The sequence below is a fragment of the Sorangiineae bacterium MSr12523 genome (assembly GCA_037157775.1).
In the GTDB taxonomy this organism is placed as follows: Bacteria; Myxococcota_A; Polyangia; order Polyangiales; family Polyangiaceae; genus Pendulispora; species Pendulispora brunnea.
This window is the reverse complement of sequence record CP089982.1, coordinates 12,128,539-12,146,242: the sequence shown is the minus strand read 5'-3', so window position 1 is coordinate 12,146,242 and position 17,704 is coordinate 12,128,539. Positions and strand designations below refer to the sequence as shown.

At 64.3% G+C, this 17,704-nt stretch carries 13 protein-coding genes and 1 pseudogene; 8 read left to right on the top strand and 6 right to left on the bottom strand.

The features are described 5' to 3' along the window. Positions 1-70 precede the first annotated feature (70 nt). Entirely contained in the window at positions 71-1,333 is a 1,263-nt protein-coding gene (locus tag LZC95_47960) for an MFS transporter (protein WXA94168.1), read from the bottom strand. Positions 1,334-1,464: 131 nt separating this feature from the next. Continuing rightward, positions 1,465-2,406: a LysR family transcriptional regulator gene (locus LZC95_47955; protein ID WXA94167.1), complete on the bottom strand. Its 942-nt coding sequence runs from the start codon at positions 2,404-2,406 to the stop codon at positions 1,465-1,467. Positions 2,407-2,482: 76 nt separating this feature from the next. Between LZC95_47955 and LZC95_47950 the strand changes: the two genes are divergently transcribed. The 4 genes from LZC95_47950 to LZC95_47935 all read left to right on the top strand — a co-directional run bounded on the left by LZC95_47950 (position 2,483) and on the right by LZC95_47935 (position 6,602). Beyond that, complete coding sequence (locus tag LZC95_47950; GenBank protein ID WXA94166.1) at positions 2,483-3,154, top strand: DsbA family protein; 672 nt, start codon at positions 2,483-2,485, stop codon at positions 3,152-3,154. An 18-nt stretch (positions 3,155-3,172) separates the two neighbouring features. Then, positions 3,173-3,982: an MBL fold metallo-hydrolase gene (locus LZC95_47945; protein ID WXA94165.1), complete on the top strand. Its 810-nt coding sequence runs from the start codon at positions 3,173-3,175 to the stop codon at positions 3,980-3,982. 53 nt (positions 3,983-4,035) lie between these two features. After that, positions 4,036-4,626, top strand: a complete 591-nt coding sequence (locus LZC95_47940) for a hypothetical protein (GenBank protein ID WXA94164.1) — start codon at positions 4,036-4,038, stop codon at positions 4,624-4,626. A gap of 89 nt (positions 4,627-4,715) precedes the next feature. Next, positions 4,716-6,602 carry a hypothetical protein gene (locus tag LZC95_47935; protein ID WXA94163.1) on the top strand — a complete coding sequence of 629 codons (1,887 nt, stop codon included), beginning with the start codon at positions 4,716-4,718 and terminating at the stop codon, positions 6,600-6,602. 6 nt (positions 6,603-6,608) lie between these two features. Here LZC95_47935 and LZC95_47930 read toward each other — a convergent pair whose 3' ends face one another. The 4 genes from LZC95_47930 to LZC95_47915 form a co-directional block, all read right to left on the bottom strand. Next, a complete protein-coding gene (locus LZC95_47930; protein ID WXA94162.1) occupies positions 6,609-7,982 on the bottom strand; it encodes an NAD-dependent succinate-semialdehyde dehydrogenase in 1,374 nt (457 codons plus the stop codon). Between the two features lie 79 nt (positions 7,983-8,061). Then, positions 8,062-9,066, bottom strand: coding sequence for a matrixin family metalloprotease (locus LZC95_47925; GenBank protein WXA94161.1), 1,005 nt, complete (start codon positions 9,064-9,066; stop codon positions 8,062-8,064). Positions 9,067-9,169: 103 nt separating this feature from the next. Next, on the bottom strand, positions 9,170-10,864 hold the full coding sequence (locus LZC95_47920) for an acyl-CoA dehydrogenase (protein WXA94160.1): 1,695 nt from the start codon (positions 10,862-10,864) through the stop codon (positions 9,170-9,172). A gap of 65 nt (positions 10,865-10,929) precedes the next feature. Then, entirely contained in the window at positions 10,930-11,409 is a 480-nt protein-coding gene (locus LZC95_47915; GenBank protein ID WXA94159.1) for an SRPBCC family protein, read from the bottom strand. An 83-nt stretch (positions 11,410-11,492) separates the two neighbouring features. Between LZC95_47915 and LZC95_47910 the strand changes: the two genes are divergently transcribed. The 4 genes and pseudogenes from LZC95_47910 to LZC95_47895 all read left to right on the top strand — a co-directional run bounded on the left by LZC95_47910 (position 11,493) and on the right by LZC95_47895 (position 17,690). Next, entirely contained in the window at positions 11,493-12,335 is an 843-nt protein-coding gene (locus tag LZC95_47910) for an SDR family oxidoreductase (GenBank protein ID WXA94158.1), read from the top strand. A 43-nt stretch (positions 12,336-12,378) separates the two neighbouring features. Beyond that, positions 12,379-13,617: pseudogene (locus LZC95_47905) on the top strand (MFS transporter). 459 nt (positions 13,618-14,076) lie between these two features. Next, a complete protein-coding gene (locus LZC95_47900; protein WXA94157.1) occupies positions 14,077-15,312 on the top strand; it encodes an efflux RND transporter periplasmic adaptor subunit in 1,236 nt (411 codons plus the stop codon). After that, entirely contained in the window at positions 15,279-17,690 is a 2,412-nt protein-coding gene (locus LZC95_47895) for an ABC transporter permease (GenBank protein ID WXA94156.1), read from the top strand. The genes LZC95_47900 and LZC95_47895 overlap by 34 nt, the downstream gene beginning before the upstream one ends. The last annotated feature ends 14 nt before the right edge of the window (positions 17,691-17,704 follow it).

The following is a 17,704-nucleotide window of genomic DNA, read 5'->3' as shown; positions in this document are numbered from 1 at the left end:
TATATTACGAAAACAGCGCTTACATGTTAGGCGCTTGCGCACCCCGAGATCGTAAGGGGATCCGACGTTGTCAAGTCACGCTGGATGCGGTGCGCAGCCGGGCGAGGAGAATGGCACTTACGGAGACGAATGCCCCGGCGGCGACAGCCAAGGACGTGTGAACGCTCGCAAGGCTTCCTACGAGTCCGACCGTGATGCCACTGAAGGCGCGCAAGCCGGCGGCTGCCATGTTGTAGAGACCAAGAACGCGACCGCGTGTGGTCTCGGGGGCGTGCATCTGCACCAACGTCTGCGTCATGCTGCTGAACGAAAGCTCGAAAAAACCGGCCAGGAAGAGAAGCGCGATGGCCAACGGATACACGCGCATCAGCGCAAAGCCAAACAGCGCGGCGGCCCAACCCATGGCGAGGATGACCGCCGTCGGTGGGCTCATTTTGAAGATGCCTCCGCGACTCTCGAGCAAGATGCCCGCGAGCAGCGCCCCTGCGGCGTCGGCGGCAAGCAGCATCGTGTACGCGGTGCCGGGATCGCCGTGGCCGAGATCGTTCGCGAAGCCCGGCATTTGGGCCTGGTAGCTGTTGCCGATGAAGAACGATGCGCCGCCCGCGAGGAGGATCATGGTCGCGAGCAACGGAATCGTTCGCACCTCGCGGATGGTCTGCACGATGTCGGCGAGCCCGCGCACGGCGCGCTTCGGACCGGACGTGTCCCCACGAAAATGACGGCCGTAGGGCGCCGAGATCAACCAGAAGAAGAGCGGCAGGTAAAAGACGGTGTTGAAGAAGATGCCGCGCGTCGGGCCGAGCGTGAGCATCACCACGCTGCCAACGCCGGGTCCGACCAACACACCGAGGTAGCGCGCCGTGGCGGCAAGGCGCACGGCGCTGGGCAGCGAGGCAGGTCCAACGATGTCGTAGAGGAGCATCTGGCTCGAGGTCACCCACAAGACGCCCGCGCATCCGTGAATGACCAGCAGCACCATCGCGTGCCACATTTGCAACGTGTCGGTGATGAAGAAATAGCCCCACCCCGCCGACGCGATCATGAACAAAACCGCGCCCCCCTGAATGAGGCGCCGCGAATCGAATCGATCGTTGAGCGCGCCGATGGCCACCGAAAATGCAAGAAACGGGAGCCAGTGCGAGACGACCGCAAAACCGCCGAGTGCAGGCGAGTGAAACTTCTGAAAGACGACCCAGTAACTGATCACGTGCTCGACGTTGTCAGCCATCATGGTCAACATGAACGTGAGCAAGTAAGCGCGGTATCCGCGCAGTGCGAGCGCGCCGAAAGCTTTTGGTGCAGGGGAAACGGTCGACGTCGAAGCGGTCATCCAGGCAGGCCTTTGGGGGTAAAGCCTGGTGCTAGGACCGAACCGCCGCGCCGACCACCCCGCTTACGAGGCTCGCGCTGACGAATATTGTGCATGCTTCCTCATCGAAACACGTAATTCTGCAAAGGGAATCAACGCACGGCCATCTGCTCTGCGCGCGCTTTCGCGTGGCGCTCGGTCTCCGCGCGGCTCATCGACTCGAAAAAGCGGCTTACCTTGGGCGAACGGAATCGCGTGGGCGGAAAGAGCGCGTGGATCCCGCCGCTTCGGAGCTTCCACTCCGGAAGCACCCGCACCAGGCGCCCGGCGGCGAGATCGGCGCTGACAAGGTAGTCTGGAAGCACCGAAGTCCCTGCTCCCGTCAGCACCGCCACGTGCGCCGCCGGCGTGGCATCGACGGTGATGCGCGCCCGCATCCGCACCGTGCGGCGCCCGTGCTCGGGGTGCGTGAAGCGCCACACGTTCGGATCGGGCAGCGAGCTGTTCGCCACGAAGGGCAGCAAGCCGAGGTCTTCCGGCTCGCTGCCACGCCCGAGAAGCATGGCCATTTTGGGCGTGCACACCAAGTATTGCTCCATGGTGCCGATCCGGCGCATCACGTGGCTCGAATCGCGGGGCCATCCCACGCGAATGGCCAAATCGACCGTCTGAAGATCCACCAGCCGATCGCTGAGCATCAACTCCACATCGCAGTGCGGATAGGTGCGCGTAAACTCCGTGGCCACCGGGGCGACGACCGAGGTGCCGTAATCGAACGGCGCGGTCACCCGCAGCTTCCCGCGCGGTTCGGCAACGCCCTGCGCGAGCTCGTCGAAGGCTTCCGATGACTCGCGCAGGATCACCATGCATCGAGCGTGAAGGGCTCGCCCGGCCTCGGTGGGAACGACCTTGCGGGTGGTGCGCACGAGGAGCGTGGTCCCCACCTCCCGCTCGAGTCGGGCAACCTGCTGGCTCACCACCGCCTTCGTGATACCGAGCCGTTCCGCGGCGCGTGTGAACGAGCCCGCTTCGACGACGTAAGCAAAATACGCGAGTCGGTTCAAATTCAGCGGTTCGCGGGAGGCGGTGCGCATTGTTTGCCTTTGGCAAACAGTCTGTATGAACTCGGTGCCTACTGCAAACGGGGGCCCACCGCTAAGAATTACGGCCATGAAGAATGGCATGCACTCGCCCGTGCGGTTGACGCTCATTTACGACCCGCTCTGCGGCTGGTGCTACGGTGCGACGCCCTCCCTTCGGCGCTTGGCGCAGGAGCCCGGGGTGACCATGGATCTCGCGCCATCCGGATTGTTCGCGGGCGCGGGCGTGCGACCGATGGATGACCATTTTGCCGAGCACGCGTGGTCCAACGATCAGCGGATTGCCGCGTTGACGGAGCAGGTCTTCTCGCAACGTTACCGCGATTATGTCCTCGCGGATCGCAGCTCGTCGCTCGACTCGGGGCCCGCGGTCATGGCGTTGACGGCCGTTCGGCATACGGCGCCCGAGAGCGAGCTCGCGGCACTCGAGGCCATCCAGTCCGCGCGCTACGTCGCCGGAAGGGACGTGACCAATTACGATGTGCTTGCGGAGATTCTCCACGAAATTGGGCTCGGTGCGGCGGCCGCGAGCGTGGCGATGCGCGAGCCGGAGCTCCTGGATGCGGCGATCGCGCGCATGGTCGAAGGGCGCAAGCTTCTTCGCTCGGTCAACGCGCACGGCGTGCCCACGCTCATTTTGCACGAGCACGCGGCGCTTCGCGTGATTTCGACGAGCCTTCTTTACGGGCGCGTCGAGGATTTGCTTCACCAGATCCGCTCCGCAACGCGCCGGGCCGGATAGCCGAAAGGAGAATCGAGCATGACGATCACGTGGACGCATTTCCCTGCGGGTGAGCAGGGCTTCTTCCGTGCGCCGGTGCTGCTCGCGGGCGCATCCGACGCATTGTTGATCGACGGAGGGTTCACGCTCGAGGACGGGCGCAAGCTCGCGGCCGCCATTCGAGCGACCGGCAAGCGGCTCACCGCGATCTACGTGAGCCAGAGCGATCCCGATTACTACTTTTCGCTGGGACCCGTTCGCGCGGCATTTCCCGAGGCGCAAATTTTGGCCGCCCCGGGAACCGTCGCCGCCATCCAGGCCAGCGTGCAGAAGAAATTCGAAATATGGGGGCCCAAGCTCGGAGACAATGGCCCCGCGTCGCTCGCCGACGTCGTCGTTCCCGCGCCCTTCAACGAGCGCAAGCTCGTGCTCGAGGGGGAGAGCATCGAGATCGTCGAGGCGCGTGGCCTCGTCAATCGGCGCTATTTGTGGGTTCCTTCCCTGCGCGCGATGTTCGGCGGTGTGCTCGTCTTTTCGGGGGTCCACGTCTGGGTCGCGGACACGCCGAGCGCCGAGGAGCGCAAAGCGTGGATCGAAAACCTGCACGTCCTCGCAACGCGAAATCCGTCCGTCGTCGTGCCTGGGCACGCCGTGACGGGGGCTGCAACCGATGCCTCCGCCATCGCCTACACCCGCGATTACCTGGTGACCTTCGAAAAAGAGCTCGCCGGGGCCAGCGATGCTGCCGCACTCATCGCTGCGATGAAGCGGCACTATCCGGGCGCGGGCATGGGCGTGGCCCTCGAAATCGGCGCAAAAGTCGCCAAGGGCGAGATGGCCTGGGGCTGAGCAATCGCTGGCCTCGCGCGCTCGGGGCGCACTAAGATGCGGGCTCTTTGCTCATGCCCGTCTCGAGAACATCGCGCGCGCTCTTCGTCCTGTCACTCGTCGCCGTAGGGTACGCGGGGTGCGCCCCCACCCCGCCGCCGAAAAACACGCCGCCCCGCGGTGAGCAATGCATCTACGGCGCGAGCGAGCCCGCCAAGTGGACCTTCATCGACGATACCTGCGGCTGTGAGCAAGGCAATGCCTTGTGCGCGTACGAGGCGAGTGTGATGCGTTGCTTCGCCGAGGCCGACGAAACGGCGAAATTCAGTTGCTCGCACCTGCCGCCCGTCGCCAAGGGCACTTCGGACATGGGACGTGTGTGGAAACGCCTCGACCTCGCGTCGCTGAAGTTTTCCAAAGCGGTGGTCACCAAGATTCACGACTGCATCGCAATCGAGAATCGCAAGCCCGAGAACAACACCTGCGCCGTTCCGACGGCTCAACCCATCTTTCCGCACTTCTTGTCGTCCTGCGTCGCAGATCCCGTCGAGGCCATGGCGGCCCCCCACCCGCCCAACGCTTCGCCCGAACGCCCCCAGCCCGTGATCCTCGCCTTGGACAATTGCGACGGCGACGACTGCTGCCAGCCGCCCCAAAATCCGTGACGGCGCGACTTTCGTGACGGAAGCTTCGCCCTTTTCCCAATTGCAGAAAGGGGTCATCGTTGTCTTCCGGGTGGTGGAGAAGGAGATCCATGATTTCTCGTTTGCGGAAAGCAGCTGCGCGTGCGCCGGGGGCCGCAGGGCTCGTACTCCTCGCTAGCCTCGCGGCGTGCGCAGACTCGGCCGACCCAACGAACCGCGAGGGGCTGCGCAATGGCCCCGTCGATGTGGCAACGACCTGCGCGGGCCCTGTCACCGTGGCCCAGGCGTCGGATTTCGAGGCCATTGCCGGCTGCAACGAGATCACCGGCTCGCTCACCATTCGCAGCGGCAGCCTCGTAAAAAATCTGGAACCGCTCGCCCAGCTCCAGAAAGTGGGCGGCGATCTGATCATCGACTCCAACACGCGACTGCCGTCGCTGCATGGTCTCGAGGCGCTCCAGGCGGTCGGAGGCGAGCTTCGGATATCCAACAACACGAGCCTTGCGCAGCTCGACGCATTGCCGTCACTGCAGAGCGTGGGGGAGAACTTGTTCATCAAGAACAATGCGCTCGTCGAATGGCTCGGCCCGAGCCGGCTCACGAAGATCGGCGGGCTCAAAATTTCGGAGGAGACGCAGCTCCAACACGTCGGGGGGTTCCCCGCGCTCCAAGAGATCCAGGGCAGCATCTTGATCGACGGCTCGCCCCAACTGTCGACCTTCGACCGGTTGCCGGCGCTGAGCAGCATTGGAGGTGCGGTATCGATCGAGGGAAGCTTGCTCGGTGAGTTGTCCGCGTTCGACAGAGTGAGCACGTTGGGCGGGCTGATCCTCGACAACACCCGGTTGCAGCGCGTGTCTTTCCCCCAGGTCACGAAGATGCCGGGCCCGGTCACTTTGACGAAGTGCCTCTCGCTCGACACGTTGGACCTCGGAAATGTCCAGAGCGTGGGGAAGCTGGAATTGGACCAGGTATCGTTGTCGACACTCGAAGGCCTACGGAGTCTGACCTCGGCGGGTGACATCACCATCGCGCGGTCCCTCCTCCTGCGGGATCTGCGCGGCCTCGAGCATCTCACGACCATGACCGGTAGCCTCCGCCTCTTGCACACGGCGCTCACCTCGGTCGCGGGACTCGAGAATCTGTCCAAGGTGGTTCAGCTCAACGTCGAAGACAATGATGCCCTTCAGAACCTGCGCGGCCTCGGTGCGCTGGTTCCGGCATACGGAATTTTCATCTACAACAATAGGGAGCTGACGGAAATTGGCAGTTTGAACGCGCCCACCGAGATGGCAATCGTCAATATTCGTTGGAATCCCAAGTTGAAGCAGTTCAATGCACTGCACAACCTCAAATCGGTATCTGGTTTTCTATCGATTCAGGACAACGATGCGTTGACGACGCTCGGCGGGCTCGAAGCGCTGGAGGCGGCAGGGCAGACGGAGATCCGGGAGAACGATGCGCTGACGAGGTTCGCGGCGTTCGAGAACCTGCGGGAGGTGACCGGCGATCTGGTCATCAGCGGCGCTGCCCTGAACAGCATTCAGGAGCTGCATTCGTTGAGCAAGGTCGGGGGCGCCCTTTCCTTGCGGGCGCCTTCGCTGGTCAGCCTCGCGCCATTGAGCTCCGTGACCAGCGTAAACGGGTATCTCCGCATCGAATCGTGCGATGCGCTCACCCATTTGGCGGGGCTGGAGGCAATTCGGTCGGTGGCTGGCGACTTGGACGTCGAGTACAACCGCAACCTGACCGACATCACCGCGCTCGCGCAGCTGACGACCGTCGACGGGAATTTCCGCATCCAGGGCAATGACAAACTGACGAGCATCGCCAGCGTGGCGCAGCTCACGAAGGTCGGCGGTGACTATCTGATCGTCTGGGCCAATCCGTTGGTCCCCGAGTGCGAGGCGAACAGCCTCGATGCGAAACTCCGTGCGGGAGGCGGCTTCTCGGGGACGACGCAGATTCGATACAACGGCCCTGGAACCTGCAACTGACGGACGTCAGCGGATCCAGACCGATTTTGCGTTGGTGAAGGAGCGAATCCCCTCGATGCCGAGTTCGCGGCCGAACCCGGAGTCCTTGATGCCCCCGAACGGAAGCCGAGGATCGCTCTTCACCATGCCGTTGACGAAGACGGCACCGACTTGAAGCTGCGCCGCGATCGCGTCGAGCTCCTTCGCATTGCTGCCCCACACCGCGGCCGATAGACCGTAAACGGTGTCGTTCGCCGCCTCGACGGCCGCGGCCGTGTCCTTCACGCGCGTGACGATGGCCACGGGGCCGAAGAGCTCTTCCCGGAATGCGGCGGCGGTGGGCGCCACGTCGGCGATCAGCGTCGGCGGATAGTATGCGCCCGGGCCATCGGGCACCTTGCCGCCGAGGAGCAGCTTGCCGCCCGAGGCCACCGCCGCCTCCACCTGCTGGTGCAACCGTTCGCGCTGCGCAAGGCTGACCATCGGCCCGAGATCCGTGTTCTCGGCCAGGGGGCTGCCCATGCGCAGCTTGCCCAGGTTCTCGCGAAGCAATGCGACGAATCGGTCGTAAACGCTGTCGACGACGATGAAGCGCGTCGCCGAAATGCAGGTCTGCCCGGCATTCATCGTCCGCGACTTCACGCCCACCAGCGCCGCCTCTTCCAGGTTGGCGTCCCCGAGGACGACGAATGCGCCGTTGCCGCCGAGCTCGAGCACCACCGGCTTCAACGCTTGGCCTGCCGCGGCCGCCAAGGATCGGCCCGCGCGCGTGCTTCCCGTGAGCGTCGCCGCGGCAATGCGTCGGTCGTTCAGGATGCCCGGAAGCTGATCGATGTCGGCGAACAGATTCTGAACCAGCCCGGCGGGCAGGTCGGCATCGCGAAACACGGCCTCCAGCGCCAGCGCACACTGCGGGACGCTCGGCGCATGCTTGATCACGATGCCATTGCCCGCCATGAGCGCGCCCGAGGCGAGGCGCACCGCCTGCCAGTAGGGGAAGTTCCACGGCATGATCGCAAGCAGCACACCGAGCGGCTCGTAGTGGACCGCGCTTCGGGACGCGTCGCTCTCGACGATGCGCGGGGCGAGGAACGCTTCGGCTTGCGAGGCGTAGTACTCACAGGCGAGGGCGCACTTCATGACCTCGGCGACGCCCTCCGCGACGACCTTGCCCATTTCGCGCGCCGCATGCTTTGCCATGTCGCCGGAGCGCGCCTTGAGCAACGCCGCAACCTTGCGAAGGCCGTCGGCACGCTCGCGCACCGAACGCTGCGCCCATTGACGTTGGGCATGGGCGGCTCGGCCGAGGATCTGCTCGATTTCCGCGGCATTCGCGAGGGGAAAGGTTCCCAGCACTTCACCGCTTGTGGGGTCGACGGAACGAAACGGCGTCTCTTTCATGAGCTCTCTCCCTGAGCTCACTCTCGCACGAAACGATTCTGCATCGCGCGCTCTTTGCGATGCGAACGCTTCTCCAAGCTCAGCGGCGCTCGTCGATGTGCATCCGCATGCCGCGCGCATGTCGGACGCGCCGCAGGAGAACGAGACTCAACGCGCCCAATGCCGCGGTCAACGGCGACGGCATTGGCGAAGGCTCCGAGCCTCGCGAGCTTCCCGAAGCGAGCGCGCATCCCCCGCCCTCGATGGACAAGTGATCGGCACACTGGCTCATGTAGCCATGCGCCGGCGTGGGATCGCATTTGTCGGCGCGTACGACGCCATCGCCGGTGGTGCGATTCTGGTCGGGCTTGTACACGTTGCAAATGCCCGTGGAGTCGTCGGGTGCAAGGTCGCGCATGCCGACGCCGAAGTACGTCGCGTACATCGTGGCATCGGACACCGTCGAGTGCGCAAAGCCGAGGAAGTGCCCGGCCTCGTGCGTGGCAATGCTGAGAAGGTCGACCGAGCCGGCGGGCGGAGAATCGCTGACCGAGAGCGGCTTCGATTGGGCCGCATTGATTTCCATGTCGGCGCCCGAAATCTCACCCGTGTTCGGGTTGTACGTCACCGTCGTGAGCCCGAGCGTGGCGTTCGGATCGAGATGGGTCCACCCCGAATCGCGAAACATGATGACGTTCTGGTTGGGGGCCTCCTCGTTGAACTCGACCAAGCTGCAGTCGACCACCCCCAGGTAGCTCACATCCATGCTCACACGCCCCACCGGCGTGCCGTTCAGCGAGCATGTGGTGGCGGTCCATGTCGCGAACGCGCGCTTGAATATGCGTTCGGCGTCGCTCAGGGATACTTGCCGGCTCGCGTTCTTTTGCAGACTGAATCCGACACAGGCGTTTCGCCAGAACAGAGGTTTGCCGTAGGGACAGCAGGCGTTCTGCTCCTGCTCCTTCCAGTTCGTGCACCGATTCGTTTCCTGCGCATCGCCCGGCTCTCGGCCGGTCATCGTGCGGCAGAAGGCGTGTGCGCTCGAGGCAGCCCCCAGGATCGCGCCCACCGCCGCAAAAAGGAGAAAGGTTGGCTTGAGGTGCATGAAGGTAAGTTGGTTGTCAATTTGATGCGCGAGCCTTGCCCTTCCATCGCGCTCATGGCGCTCGGTCGGGCGGCGTCACCTCAACCCATTCGACGAAAATCCATTACGGGTTCATTCGATAGGCGAGATTTCGTGCATAAACGTGCTCGGTCCACACTTTTCGATAGCGGGCATCGTCCAGGATCGGTTTTCGAATCATCTTCGTGCAGTGTTCCATCTGATCGGACGTGCTGCTCGGTTTGCTGTACAGATTGAGCGCCAGGCGCGAAAAGTCACGCACCATGAAGTCGAATATCTGATCGACCAGCTCACCCTCGATGGCGTAGATGCGCGCGTTCTCCAGAATCAATTGGGCATAAACGACCAGCGCGAAGAGCTCCCCTCCGGCCAGCAGGAAGTCGACGTCCTTGAGTTGCGCTTCGCTGGGCGGTGCCGCCGCGAGCATCGCTTTGAAGAGCCCCGCCTGCTCGGCGAACAGGCGCACGTTCGGCTGGTCGAAACCGCGAAAGGCGCGCGTGTAGTCGTGAAAGCGAATCTTGCTCAGCCCCTTGGCCGGACCTTGGTGAAACAGAAACGCGTCGTGAACCGCCTCGTCCCGCCGCGGAACGTCGGGAAGCTCGGCGGGGAAAAAGAAATAGCTCGGCATGAATTTCACGATCAGCGCGATGTTCACGTGCACCGTTCCCTCGAGTTTCGGTAGCGCGCGAATATCGATGGCCGCCTGGCCGAAATAGGTATCCTTCTCGAATCCTTTGGCGGCAATCACGTCCCAGAGCAAATCGATGACCGCCTCACCCTGGGTGGTCACCTTCATCTTCACCATGGGATTGTACAAAAGGTAGCGCCGGTCCTCGGCCGAGGCCGAGCGCATGTAGTCGGCCGCGCGCAGCGCGAACAGCTTCATCGCCACCAGCCGCGCATACGCGTCCACGAACATCTGCTTGACGTGCGGGAAATCGGTCACCTGCATGCCGTACAGACGGCGATGGGCGGCGTGCTCGATCGCCTCGTAGAACGCGTGCGTGCAGATGCCGATCGAGGCCCAGCCGAGGTTGTATTTCCCGATGTTGACGGTATTGAGCGCCGCGTCCCACGCCTCCTGGCCCTTTTCCAGGATATCGGCCTCCCCGATGGGATAATCGTTCAACGCGTACTCGGCCACGTAATTCTGGCTGGACACCACATTGCGAACGCATTCGAACTTGGGGTGCTGGGAATCGACAGCAAAAAAGACATAATCGCCCGAATCGAGCTTTCCGAACGTCGACACGATGGCCGCCTGGTTGGCATTGCCAATATAATATTTGCGGCCGCTCGCCACGTACTGCCCATTCCCGGCCTGTTTCAGCTGCATTCCCGTGGAGTAGATGTCCGCGCCGTGCTCCTTCTCCGAGAGACCGAAAGCGAAAATGCCGCCCGCCTCCAGCATGGCCGCGGCACGCCGCTTGAGCGCTTCATTCGTGCTCATCAAAATAGGGCCCAGCCCCAGCACCGAGACTTGCCACGTGTACCAATATTGCAGCCCGTAAAACCCGAGTATCTCGGCGAATTCGCAAATGCGCCAGGTGTCCCAGCGGGAGTGGGGGGCGCCGTAACCCGCGGGGGTGCACATGGTGGCGAAGATCTTCTTCTCTTTGACGAAACCGAGAAAATCGGAATACCAGACGCGCGCATAGTAGTCGTCCAAGAGCTTGCGCTTGCCCTTGTTTTCGAAGAACGCGATGGTGTCGACCATCACCTCCTTCGAACGCGCATCGTGGTACGGACGGGTGTGGTGCTTCGGGTCGAGTAGGATCATGGGCCCCCTCCAGCCGACCTACCTTCGCGCGATTGCCGGTGGACCGCAACCCACCCGGGCTGCGTTCAGCTCCGTTTGCTCTTGGGCAAGCCATCCGGGAAGCGATCGGGCACGAGATTCAGCTGCACACCGTGCTCCAGAAGTGCTTTTGCGCCCGCCAGCAGAAAGGCAAAGCCCTCCGTGGAGTCCACGACCAACTTGGCTATCTCGGCCGGGGTGCCGCGGAATCCGGAATTGGTGACGCTGACGAAGGTCGTATTGTCCGGACGTGCCGTAAATACCCACTCGATGTCGGTGGGTGAGCCATAAGCAGACCATTCGACGACGAGGCGCTCGTTGGGCTCGAGCACCTTGACCTTGGCTTGGACCGAAAAGTCGTACCATCGCCAGTCCCACTGCACCGTCTTGCCCACCTCGAGCTTGGCGCTGCCGTGGCTGAACCAGATTTTGCTGGTGATGGCCGGGTCGACGAACGCCTCGAACACCTTGGCCACGGGACTTCGAATCAGCATTTCGGCTTTGGCAGCGATCTCTTGAGAACTCATGTTGGCTCCTATGTTTCTGCAACCATCTGGTTGCAGATGTAGCAATGGCCCGGACGAGGTGCAACCATTTAGTTGCACCTCAGATGAGCTGGCCGTTGACGCTCCGAAGAACGGCCTGCCACCATGCGAGCATGGCCGAGTTCGACGGTGTGGTGGCTCTGGTTTCCGGTGGAATGAGCGGAATTGGGCGGGCCACGGTGGATCTGTTGCTCGCGCGCGGGGCCTCGGTTGCATTGTGCGGCATCGACCCGCGCGAGACGGATCGGGTCGCCGCGGAACTCGCGGGAAGGAGCGCGCTGGCCCGCACCGCGGATGTCACCCACGAGTCCGAAGTCGCCGGCCTGGTCGCAGCCACCGTGGAGCGCTTTGGCAGGTTGGACGTGGTCGTCATGGCCGCCGGCGTGCAAAGCTATGGCACGGCCGCCGATACCGACGGCGCGGATTGGGACCGCACCTTCGCGGTGAACGTCAAAGGCGCGTTTCTCGTGGTCAAGCACGCACTGCCGCACCTTCGAACCAGTGGCCGCGGCGCCATCGTGGCCGTCTCGTCGGTGCAGGCGTTCGTGTGCCAAAACGCGGTCGCCGCCTACTCGGCGACCAAGGGCGCGCTCAACGCGTTCATCCGCACGGTGGCACTCGACGAAGCTCGCCATGGTGTTCGCGCCAATGCGGTGTGCCCCGGATCGGTCGACACACCGATGCTTCGTGCAAGCGCCCGACGATTCGCCGACGGCTCTCCCCAAGGCGAGCAACGGATGATCGACCAATGGGGCTCCGCACATCCGCTGGGGCGCGTCGGCCGCCCCTCCGAGATTGCGGAGGTCATCGCCTTTCTGTCGAGCGAACGCGCCAGCTTCGTCACCGGCGTCAGCTTGCCCGTGGATGGGGGCTTGCTCTGCACCGTCGGCGTCGCATTGCCGGACTAACGAGGCGCTTGCCGTAGCTGGCGAAGCGTGAGCACCTGGAACGATGCACGACGCCCAATCGCGCCAAGAGCCGCCCAGTTCGCCGAAAAGCCCCATCTTGGCCATCGTCGGCGCGTCGTCCGGCAACTTGGTGGAGTGGTTCGATTTCTACACCTACTCCTTCACGGCGATCTATTTCGCGTCGGCGTTCTTTCCGTCGGGCGATCCGACCACCGAATTGCTCAACACGGCCGGCGTCTTCGCCGTGGGCTTCTTCATGCGGCCGCTCGGCGGATGGTTGTTCGGGCGCCTTGCCGACAAGCTGGGACGCCGCACCTCGATGATGGTGTCGGTCCTGATGATGTGCTTCGGCTCTCTGATGGTCGCCTGTTTGCCGACGTATGCCACCGTCGGGAAGGTCGCGCCCGCGCTCTTGTTGCTCGCGCGGCTGATTCAAGGGCTGTCGGTCGGCGGCGAGTACGGCACGAGTGCCACCTACATGAGCGAGGTGGCCGTGGCCGGCAGACGCGGTTTCTATGCCTCGTTTCAATACGTCACGCTCATTGGCGGGCAGCTGCTGGCGGTGCTGGTCCTGGTCATCCTTCAGCAGATTCTTTCGGCCGAAGAACTCAAGGCTTGGGGCTGGCGCATTCCCTTCGTGCTCGGCGCGCTCGCGGCCATCGTCGCCCTGTTTTTGCGCAAATCGCTGGTGGAGACCAGCAGCGCCGAAACCCGCAGCGACGAGAAGGCCGGCACCTTGCGCGGGGTGCTGCAGTACCCGCGCGCGCTGCTCATCGTCTTGGGGTACACGGCGGGCGGCTCGCTCGTCTTCTACACGTACTCCACGTACATGCAGAAGTACCTGGTCAACACCGCGCACCTGCCGCGCGAGACCGCGAGCCAGGTCATGACCGCCGTGCTCTTTTGCTACATGCTCATGCAGCCCGCGTTCGGTGCCCTTTCCGATCGCATCGGGCGTCGTCCGTCCATGCTTTGTTTCGGCCTGGTGAGCACACTGGGCACGGTGCCGTTGCTCACCGCCCTCGGCCAAGTGCACTCGCCGGTTGCGGCCTTCGCGTTGCTCTTGCTCGCCCTCGCCGGGGTGAGCTTCTACACGTCGATCAGCGGGCTGGTGAAAGCGGAGATGTTCCCGCCGCAAATTCGCGCCCTCGCCGTGGGCCTCTCGTACGCCATCGGGAATGCGGCGTTCGGCGGGACGGCCGAATACGTGGCGCTGCAGTTCAAGGCCCACGGCATCGAGCGAGGGTACTTCTGGTACGTCACGGTTCTCTCCGCGGTCGCGCTCTTCGCGTCGTGGGCCATGCCCGATCCTCGCAAACACGGTTACCTTCGCGACAACGGCGCGATGCCGGACCAGGATGCGCGCGTCGCCTCCTCGCTCGAGAACGCCGACGGCTAATCAGCGAGCGCGATCCTCGAACGGCGTCACGACGAGAAGAAGAAACCGCCAGGACGCCAGAAGAGAGGCGCCAGGATCGCCAGGTGAACCAACAATAAACTCTCACTTTTTTGATTTATTGTTGGTTCAGTTGGCGATCCTGGCCCCCCTGGCGTCCTGGCGATTTCCTTCTTCCTGTTCGAGAATCATCCTCGCCGTTTAGCGGGCGACACGCCCCGACCGTCCGGCTATGGGAATCGCCATCCCGCAAGCGGACGGTCCGCGCGGGGTCGAATCGGGCCGTCGTCCACGGGAACGCGGGGAGGGCGGACTGGCACATGCGTTGCTGTAGGACGCGGCTCGATGGACATTCCTCGCGTCCGCCGCGCAAACCACCGCGCGTGGCTGCTTCCCCTTCTGGGCTTCGCCGTCGTGCTGCTCGTCACGGTCTTCGTGGGCCGACTCAAGGCGGCGGCGCCGACGCTCGAGCGCTCCACCCTCTGGGTCGGCGTCGTGAAGCGCGGGCCCATGTTGCGGCAGGTGAAGGGCAATGGTCGCCTCGTGCCCGAGCAGACGCAATGGATCACCACCGAGACGGCTGGACGCATCGAGCAGATCGCCGGACGGGCGGGCATGGTCGTCCAGCCCGAGACGCCGCTGATGGAGCTCACCAACGCCGATCTGGTGCTGCAAGCGCTGCAGGCGGAACGCGAGGTGGCGAGCGCCGAGGCCGACCTTCTCCAGATGACGAGCCGACTGCGCACGCAGCAGCTCAAGGAGCGCGGATCGTTGGCGACGCTGGTCGCCGAGTTGATCGATGCCGAGCACCGCGCCCGCGCGTACACGAACGGTGCCGGCGAGGTCTTCACGGAACTGGACGTCCATCGGATGCAAGCCCACGCCACGGAGCTCACCTCGCGCGTCGCGCTCGCGAGGGAACAAGTCGACGTCGTCGCCCAGAGCCTCCGCGACGAAATCGCCGCGCAACGCAGCCAAATAAGCCGCCGCCGCGAAGTCGCCGCGTTTCGAAAGCGCCAGGTGGACTCCATGCATGTACGCGCCGGCGGTAGCGGCGTATTGCAAGAGATCCCCGTCGAACTCGGGCAATGGGTGGTGCCCGGCACCGTGCTCGCCAAGGTGGTCCAGCCGGAGCGGCTGAAAGCCGAGATCCGCGTGTCGGAGGTGCAGGCGAAAGATCTGATCCTCGGGCAGCATGCCGAGGTGGACACGCGCAACGGCACGATAACCGGTCACGTTGCGCGCATCGCCACGGCGGCGAGCCAAGGGACCGTGTCGGTGGAGATCGCGCTCGAAGGGGATCTGCCGAAGGGGGCCCGGCCCGATCTCACCGTGGAGGGGTACATCGAATTGGAACGACTGAGCGACGTCGTGTTCGTGGAGCGCCCGGCCGGCGTTCAGACGGACGGGCCTTCCACGCTTTTCCGGGTGACGTCGGGGCAAGCCGAGCGCATTCGCGTCGTTCTCGGAAGGAGCTCCGTGAATCAGATCGAAGTGCGCGAGGGGCTGCGCGAAGGTGACGAGGTGGTGCTGAGCGACATGACACGATGGGACAACGTGGACCGGGTGAACATCCGATGATGCACGATCTGCGCTTTGCATTTCGACAGTTGGTCAAGGCGCCAGGCTTCACCCTGGCCGTCCTGCTCACGCTCGCGGGCGGCATCGGCGCGTGCGTCGCGATCTTCTCCGTGGTGAACGGCGTGCTTCTGCGCCCGCTGCCCTATCCCGAGTCCGATCGCCTCGTGGTGATTCGGGAATCGAACCCGCCGGCCTTTCCGGACTTCCGGCCCGCGAGCGCGCACTACTTCGAATGGAAAGAGGCGGCGACGCAATTCGAGCAACTGGTGGCGGTTCGCGGCGGCCCACGAAGCCTGACCGGCAGCTCCGAGCCGATTCGCGTCCGTTGCCTGAGCGTGACGCCGAACTACTTCGCCGCCCTGCACACACCGCCCGAACGAGGGCGGGACTTTACCGCCGAGGACGCGCTTCGCGGAAATGAGAGCGTGGTCGTCCTCAGCCACGGTCTCTGGCTTCGCGGGTTCGGCGCGCGCCCAGACATCCTCGAGCAGTCGATCCAGCTCGACGGCCACCCTTTTCGCGTCATCGGCGTCATGCCCCAGGAGTTCCAGTCCGGCGACCGCAGCGACGTGTTCACGCCGCTGGTCTGGAACGAAGGTGCGGCACGGGATCATCGATCGCGCTTCTTCGACGTTTTCGGCCGCCTCCGATCGTCCGCCTCGCTCGAGAGCGCCCAGAGCGAGGTGGCGCGCATCAACGAGCAGGTCGCCGCGCAAAATCCCGACAGCCGCGGCTGGAGCGTGAAGGTCATTCCCATGCTGGAGTCGCGCGTGAAGAACGTGCGGCCCGTTCTGATCTCCGTGCTCGGCGCGGGCGCGTTTCTGCTCCTCATCGCGTGCACCAACGTGGCGAACCTCCTGCTCGCACGAGCGACCACGCGCACCAAGGAGATTGCCACGCGCACGGCGCTTGGCGCGAGCCGGGGACGAATCGTTCGCCAGCTTCTCGTGGAAGCCATCGTGCTCGCGGGGCTTGGGGGCCTGCTCGGTCTCTTGGTGGCGCATTGGGGCCTCGGCGTCCTCATGTCGCTCGCGCCCGAGGATTTCCCGCGCAAGAGCGAGGTGGCCTTCGACGGTCACACCGTGATCTTCGCCCTCGCGCTCAGCCTGCTCACGGGCATCGTCTTCGGGCTCGTGCCCGCGATCCAGACCGCGCGCGTGGACGTGAACGAGCTCCTGAAGGACGGCGGACGGGGCGCGAGCGCCACGCGGCGCTCGCAACGATGGCGTGGCGCGGTGGTCGTCGTTCAGGTGGCGGTCACCCTCGTGCTCCTGGTTGGCGCGGGGCTTCTCATGCGCACCTTTGCCGCATTGGAAAAAGTGGACCCGGGGTTTCAGTCGGAAGGAGCGCTGGCCGTTCGCATCTCCATGCCCAAGGAGCGTTTCGCCACGCACGAGCAACGCGCGGTGTTCACCGAGCAGATCACGCAGCGCCTCGCCGCCCTGCCCGGCGTCACCGCGGTGGGCGCCTCGCAGTTCGTCCCTTTCATGGAAGGAGGCGATTTCACGTACTTCCGGACCGCGGCGCTGTCCGCGACCAGCGCCGCCGAGCTGCCCGCAGCGAGCACCTTTCATGTCACCCCTGACTATTTCAAGGCGATGCGCATCCCCTTGATCCACGGCCGCCCGTTCGAGAGCTTCGACACCGCGAAGGCCGCCCACGTGGCCATCGTCAACGAGACGATGGCCAGGACCTACTTCGGCGGCGATGCCATCGGCAAGCGGATCTCGGGGGGCGGTGACGATTGGAGCGAGATCGTCGGCGTGGTCGGGGACGTCAAGCAGGAGCTCGATGGCGAGGTGGGCATGCAGCTCTACTTTCCCTTCGCCCAGATCTCCTCGGGTTACGCCGCCTTCGTGCTGCGGCACGACGATGCCGTGGTCCAACCCGACGCCGTGCGAAGCGCGATCTACGAGATCGACAAGAACCAGGCCGTCGACAGCTTGAAGCCCCTTCCGGAGTGGGTCGCGGAATCCATCTCCGGCCAGCGCTTCGCGATGCTGCTGTTCGGCATCTTCTCCGGCGCGGCGCTGTTTCTCTCCGTCATGGGCGTCTACAGCGTGACGGGGTACGCGGTCACGCAGCGCGAGAGGGAGTTCTCGATCCGCTCCGCGCTGGGCGCCATGCCCCGCGACATCGTGCGCCTGGTCGTGCTCCAGAGCGGCAAGCTCATCGCAGTGGGCATCGCGGCGGGCCTCGTCGGCGCCTTCGCGCTCGCACGGCTGCTGGAGCCATTCCTCTTCGGCATTGGCCGCTACGATCCGCTGACCTACGGCGGGATCGCGCTGCTGCTGCTCCTCGTCGGTGGCATCGCCGCGCTCGTGCCCGCGAGGCGCGCGACCCGCATCGACCTGATGTCCGTCCTGCGCGCGGAGTAGCGGTATAGTGCCCT

Excerpts from the sequence above, each read along its gene's own strand:
- LZC95_47960 (WXA94168.1), bottom strand. The coding sequence starts at position 1,333 with ATGACCGCTTCGACGTCGACCGTTTCCCCTGCACCAAAAGCTTTCGGC.
- LZC95_47955 (WXA94167.1), bottom strand. The coding sequence starts at position 2,406 with ATGCGCACCGCCTCCCGCGAACCGCTGAATTTGAACCGACTCGCGTAT.
- LZC95_47950 (WXA94166.1), top strand. The coding sequence starts at position 2,483 with ATGAAGAATGGCATGCACTCGCCCGTGCGGTTGACGCTCATTTACGAC.
- LZC95_47945 (WXA94165.1), top strand. The coding sequence starts at position 3,173 with ATGACGATCACGTGGACGCATTTCCCTGCGGGTGAGCAGGGCTTCTTC.
- LZC95_47940 (WXA94164.1), top strand. The coding sequence starts at position 4,036 with ATGCCCGTCTCGAGAACATCGCGCGCGCTCTTCGTCCTGTCACTCGTC.
- LZC95_47935 (WXA94163.1), top strand. The coding sequence starts at position 4,716 with ATGATTTCTCGTTTGCGGAAAGCAGCTGCGCGTGCGCCGGGGGCCGCA.
- LZC95_47930 (WXA94162.1), bottom strand. The coding sequence starts at position 7,982 with ATGAAAGAGACGCCGTTTCGTTCCGTCGACCCCACAAGCGGTGAAGTG.
- LZC95_47925 (WXA94161.1), bottom strand. The coding sequence starts at position 9,066 with ATGCACCTCAAGCCAACCTTTCTCCTTTTTGCGGCGGTGGGCGCGATC.
- LZC95_47920 (WXA94160.1), bottom strand. The coding sequence starts at position 10,864 with ATGATCCTACTCGACCCGAAGCACCACACCCGTCCGTACCACGATGCG.
- LZC95_47915 (WXA94159.1), bottom strand. The coding sequence starts at position 11,409 with ATGAGTTCTCAAGAGATCGCTGCCAAAGCCGAAATGCTGATTCGAAGT.
- LZC95_47910 (WXA94158.1), top strand. The coding sequence starts at position 11,493 with ATGAGCTGGCCGTTGACGCTCCGAAGAACGGCCTGCCACCATGCGAGC.
- LZC95_47900 (WXA94157.1), top strand. The coding sequence starts at position 14,077 with ATGGACATTCCTCGCGTCCGCCGCGCAAACCACCGCGCGTGGCTGCTT.
- LZC95_47895 (WXA94156.1), top strand. The coding sequence starts at position 15,279 with ATGGGACAACGTGGACCGGGTGAACATCCGATGATGCACGATCTGCGC.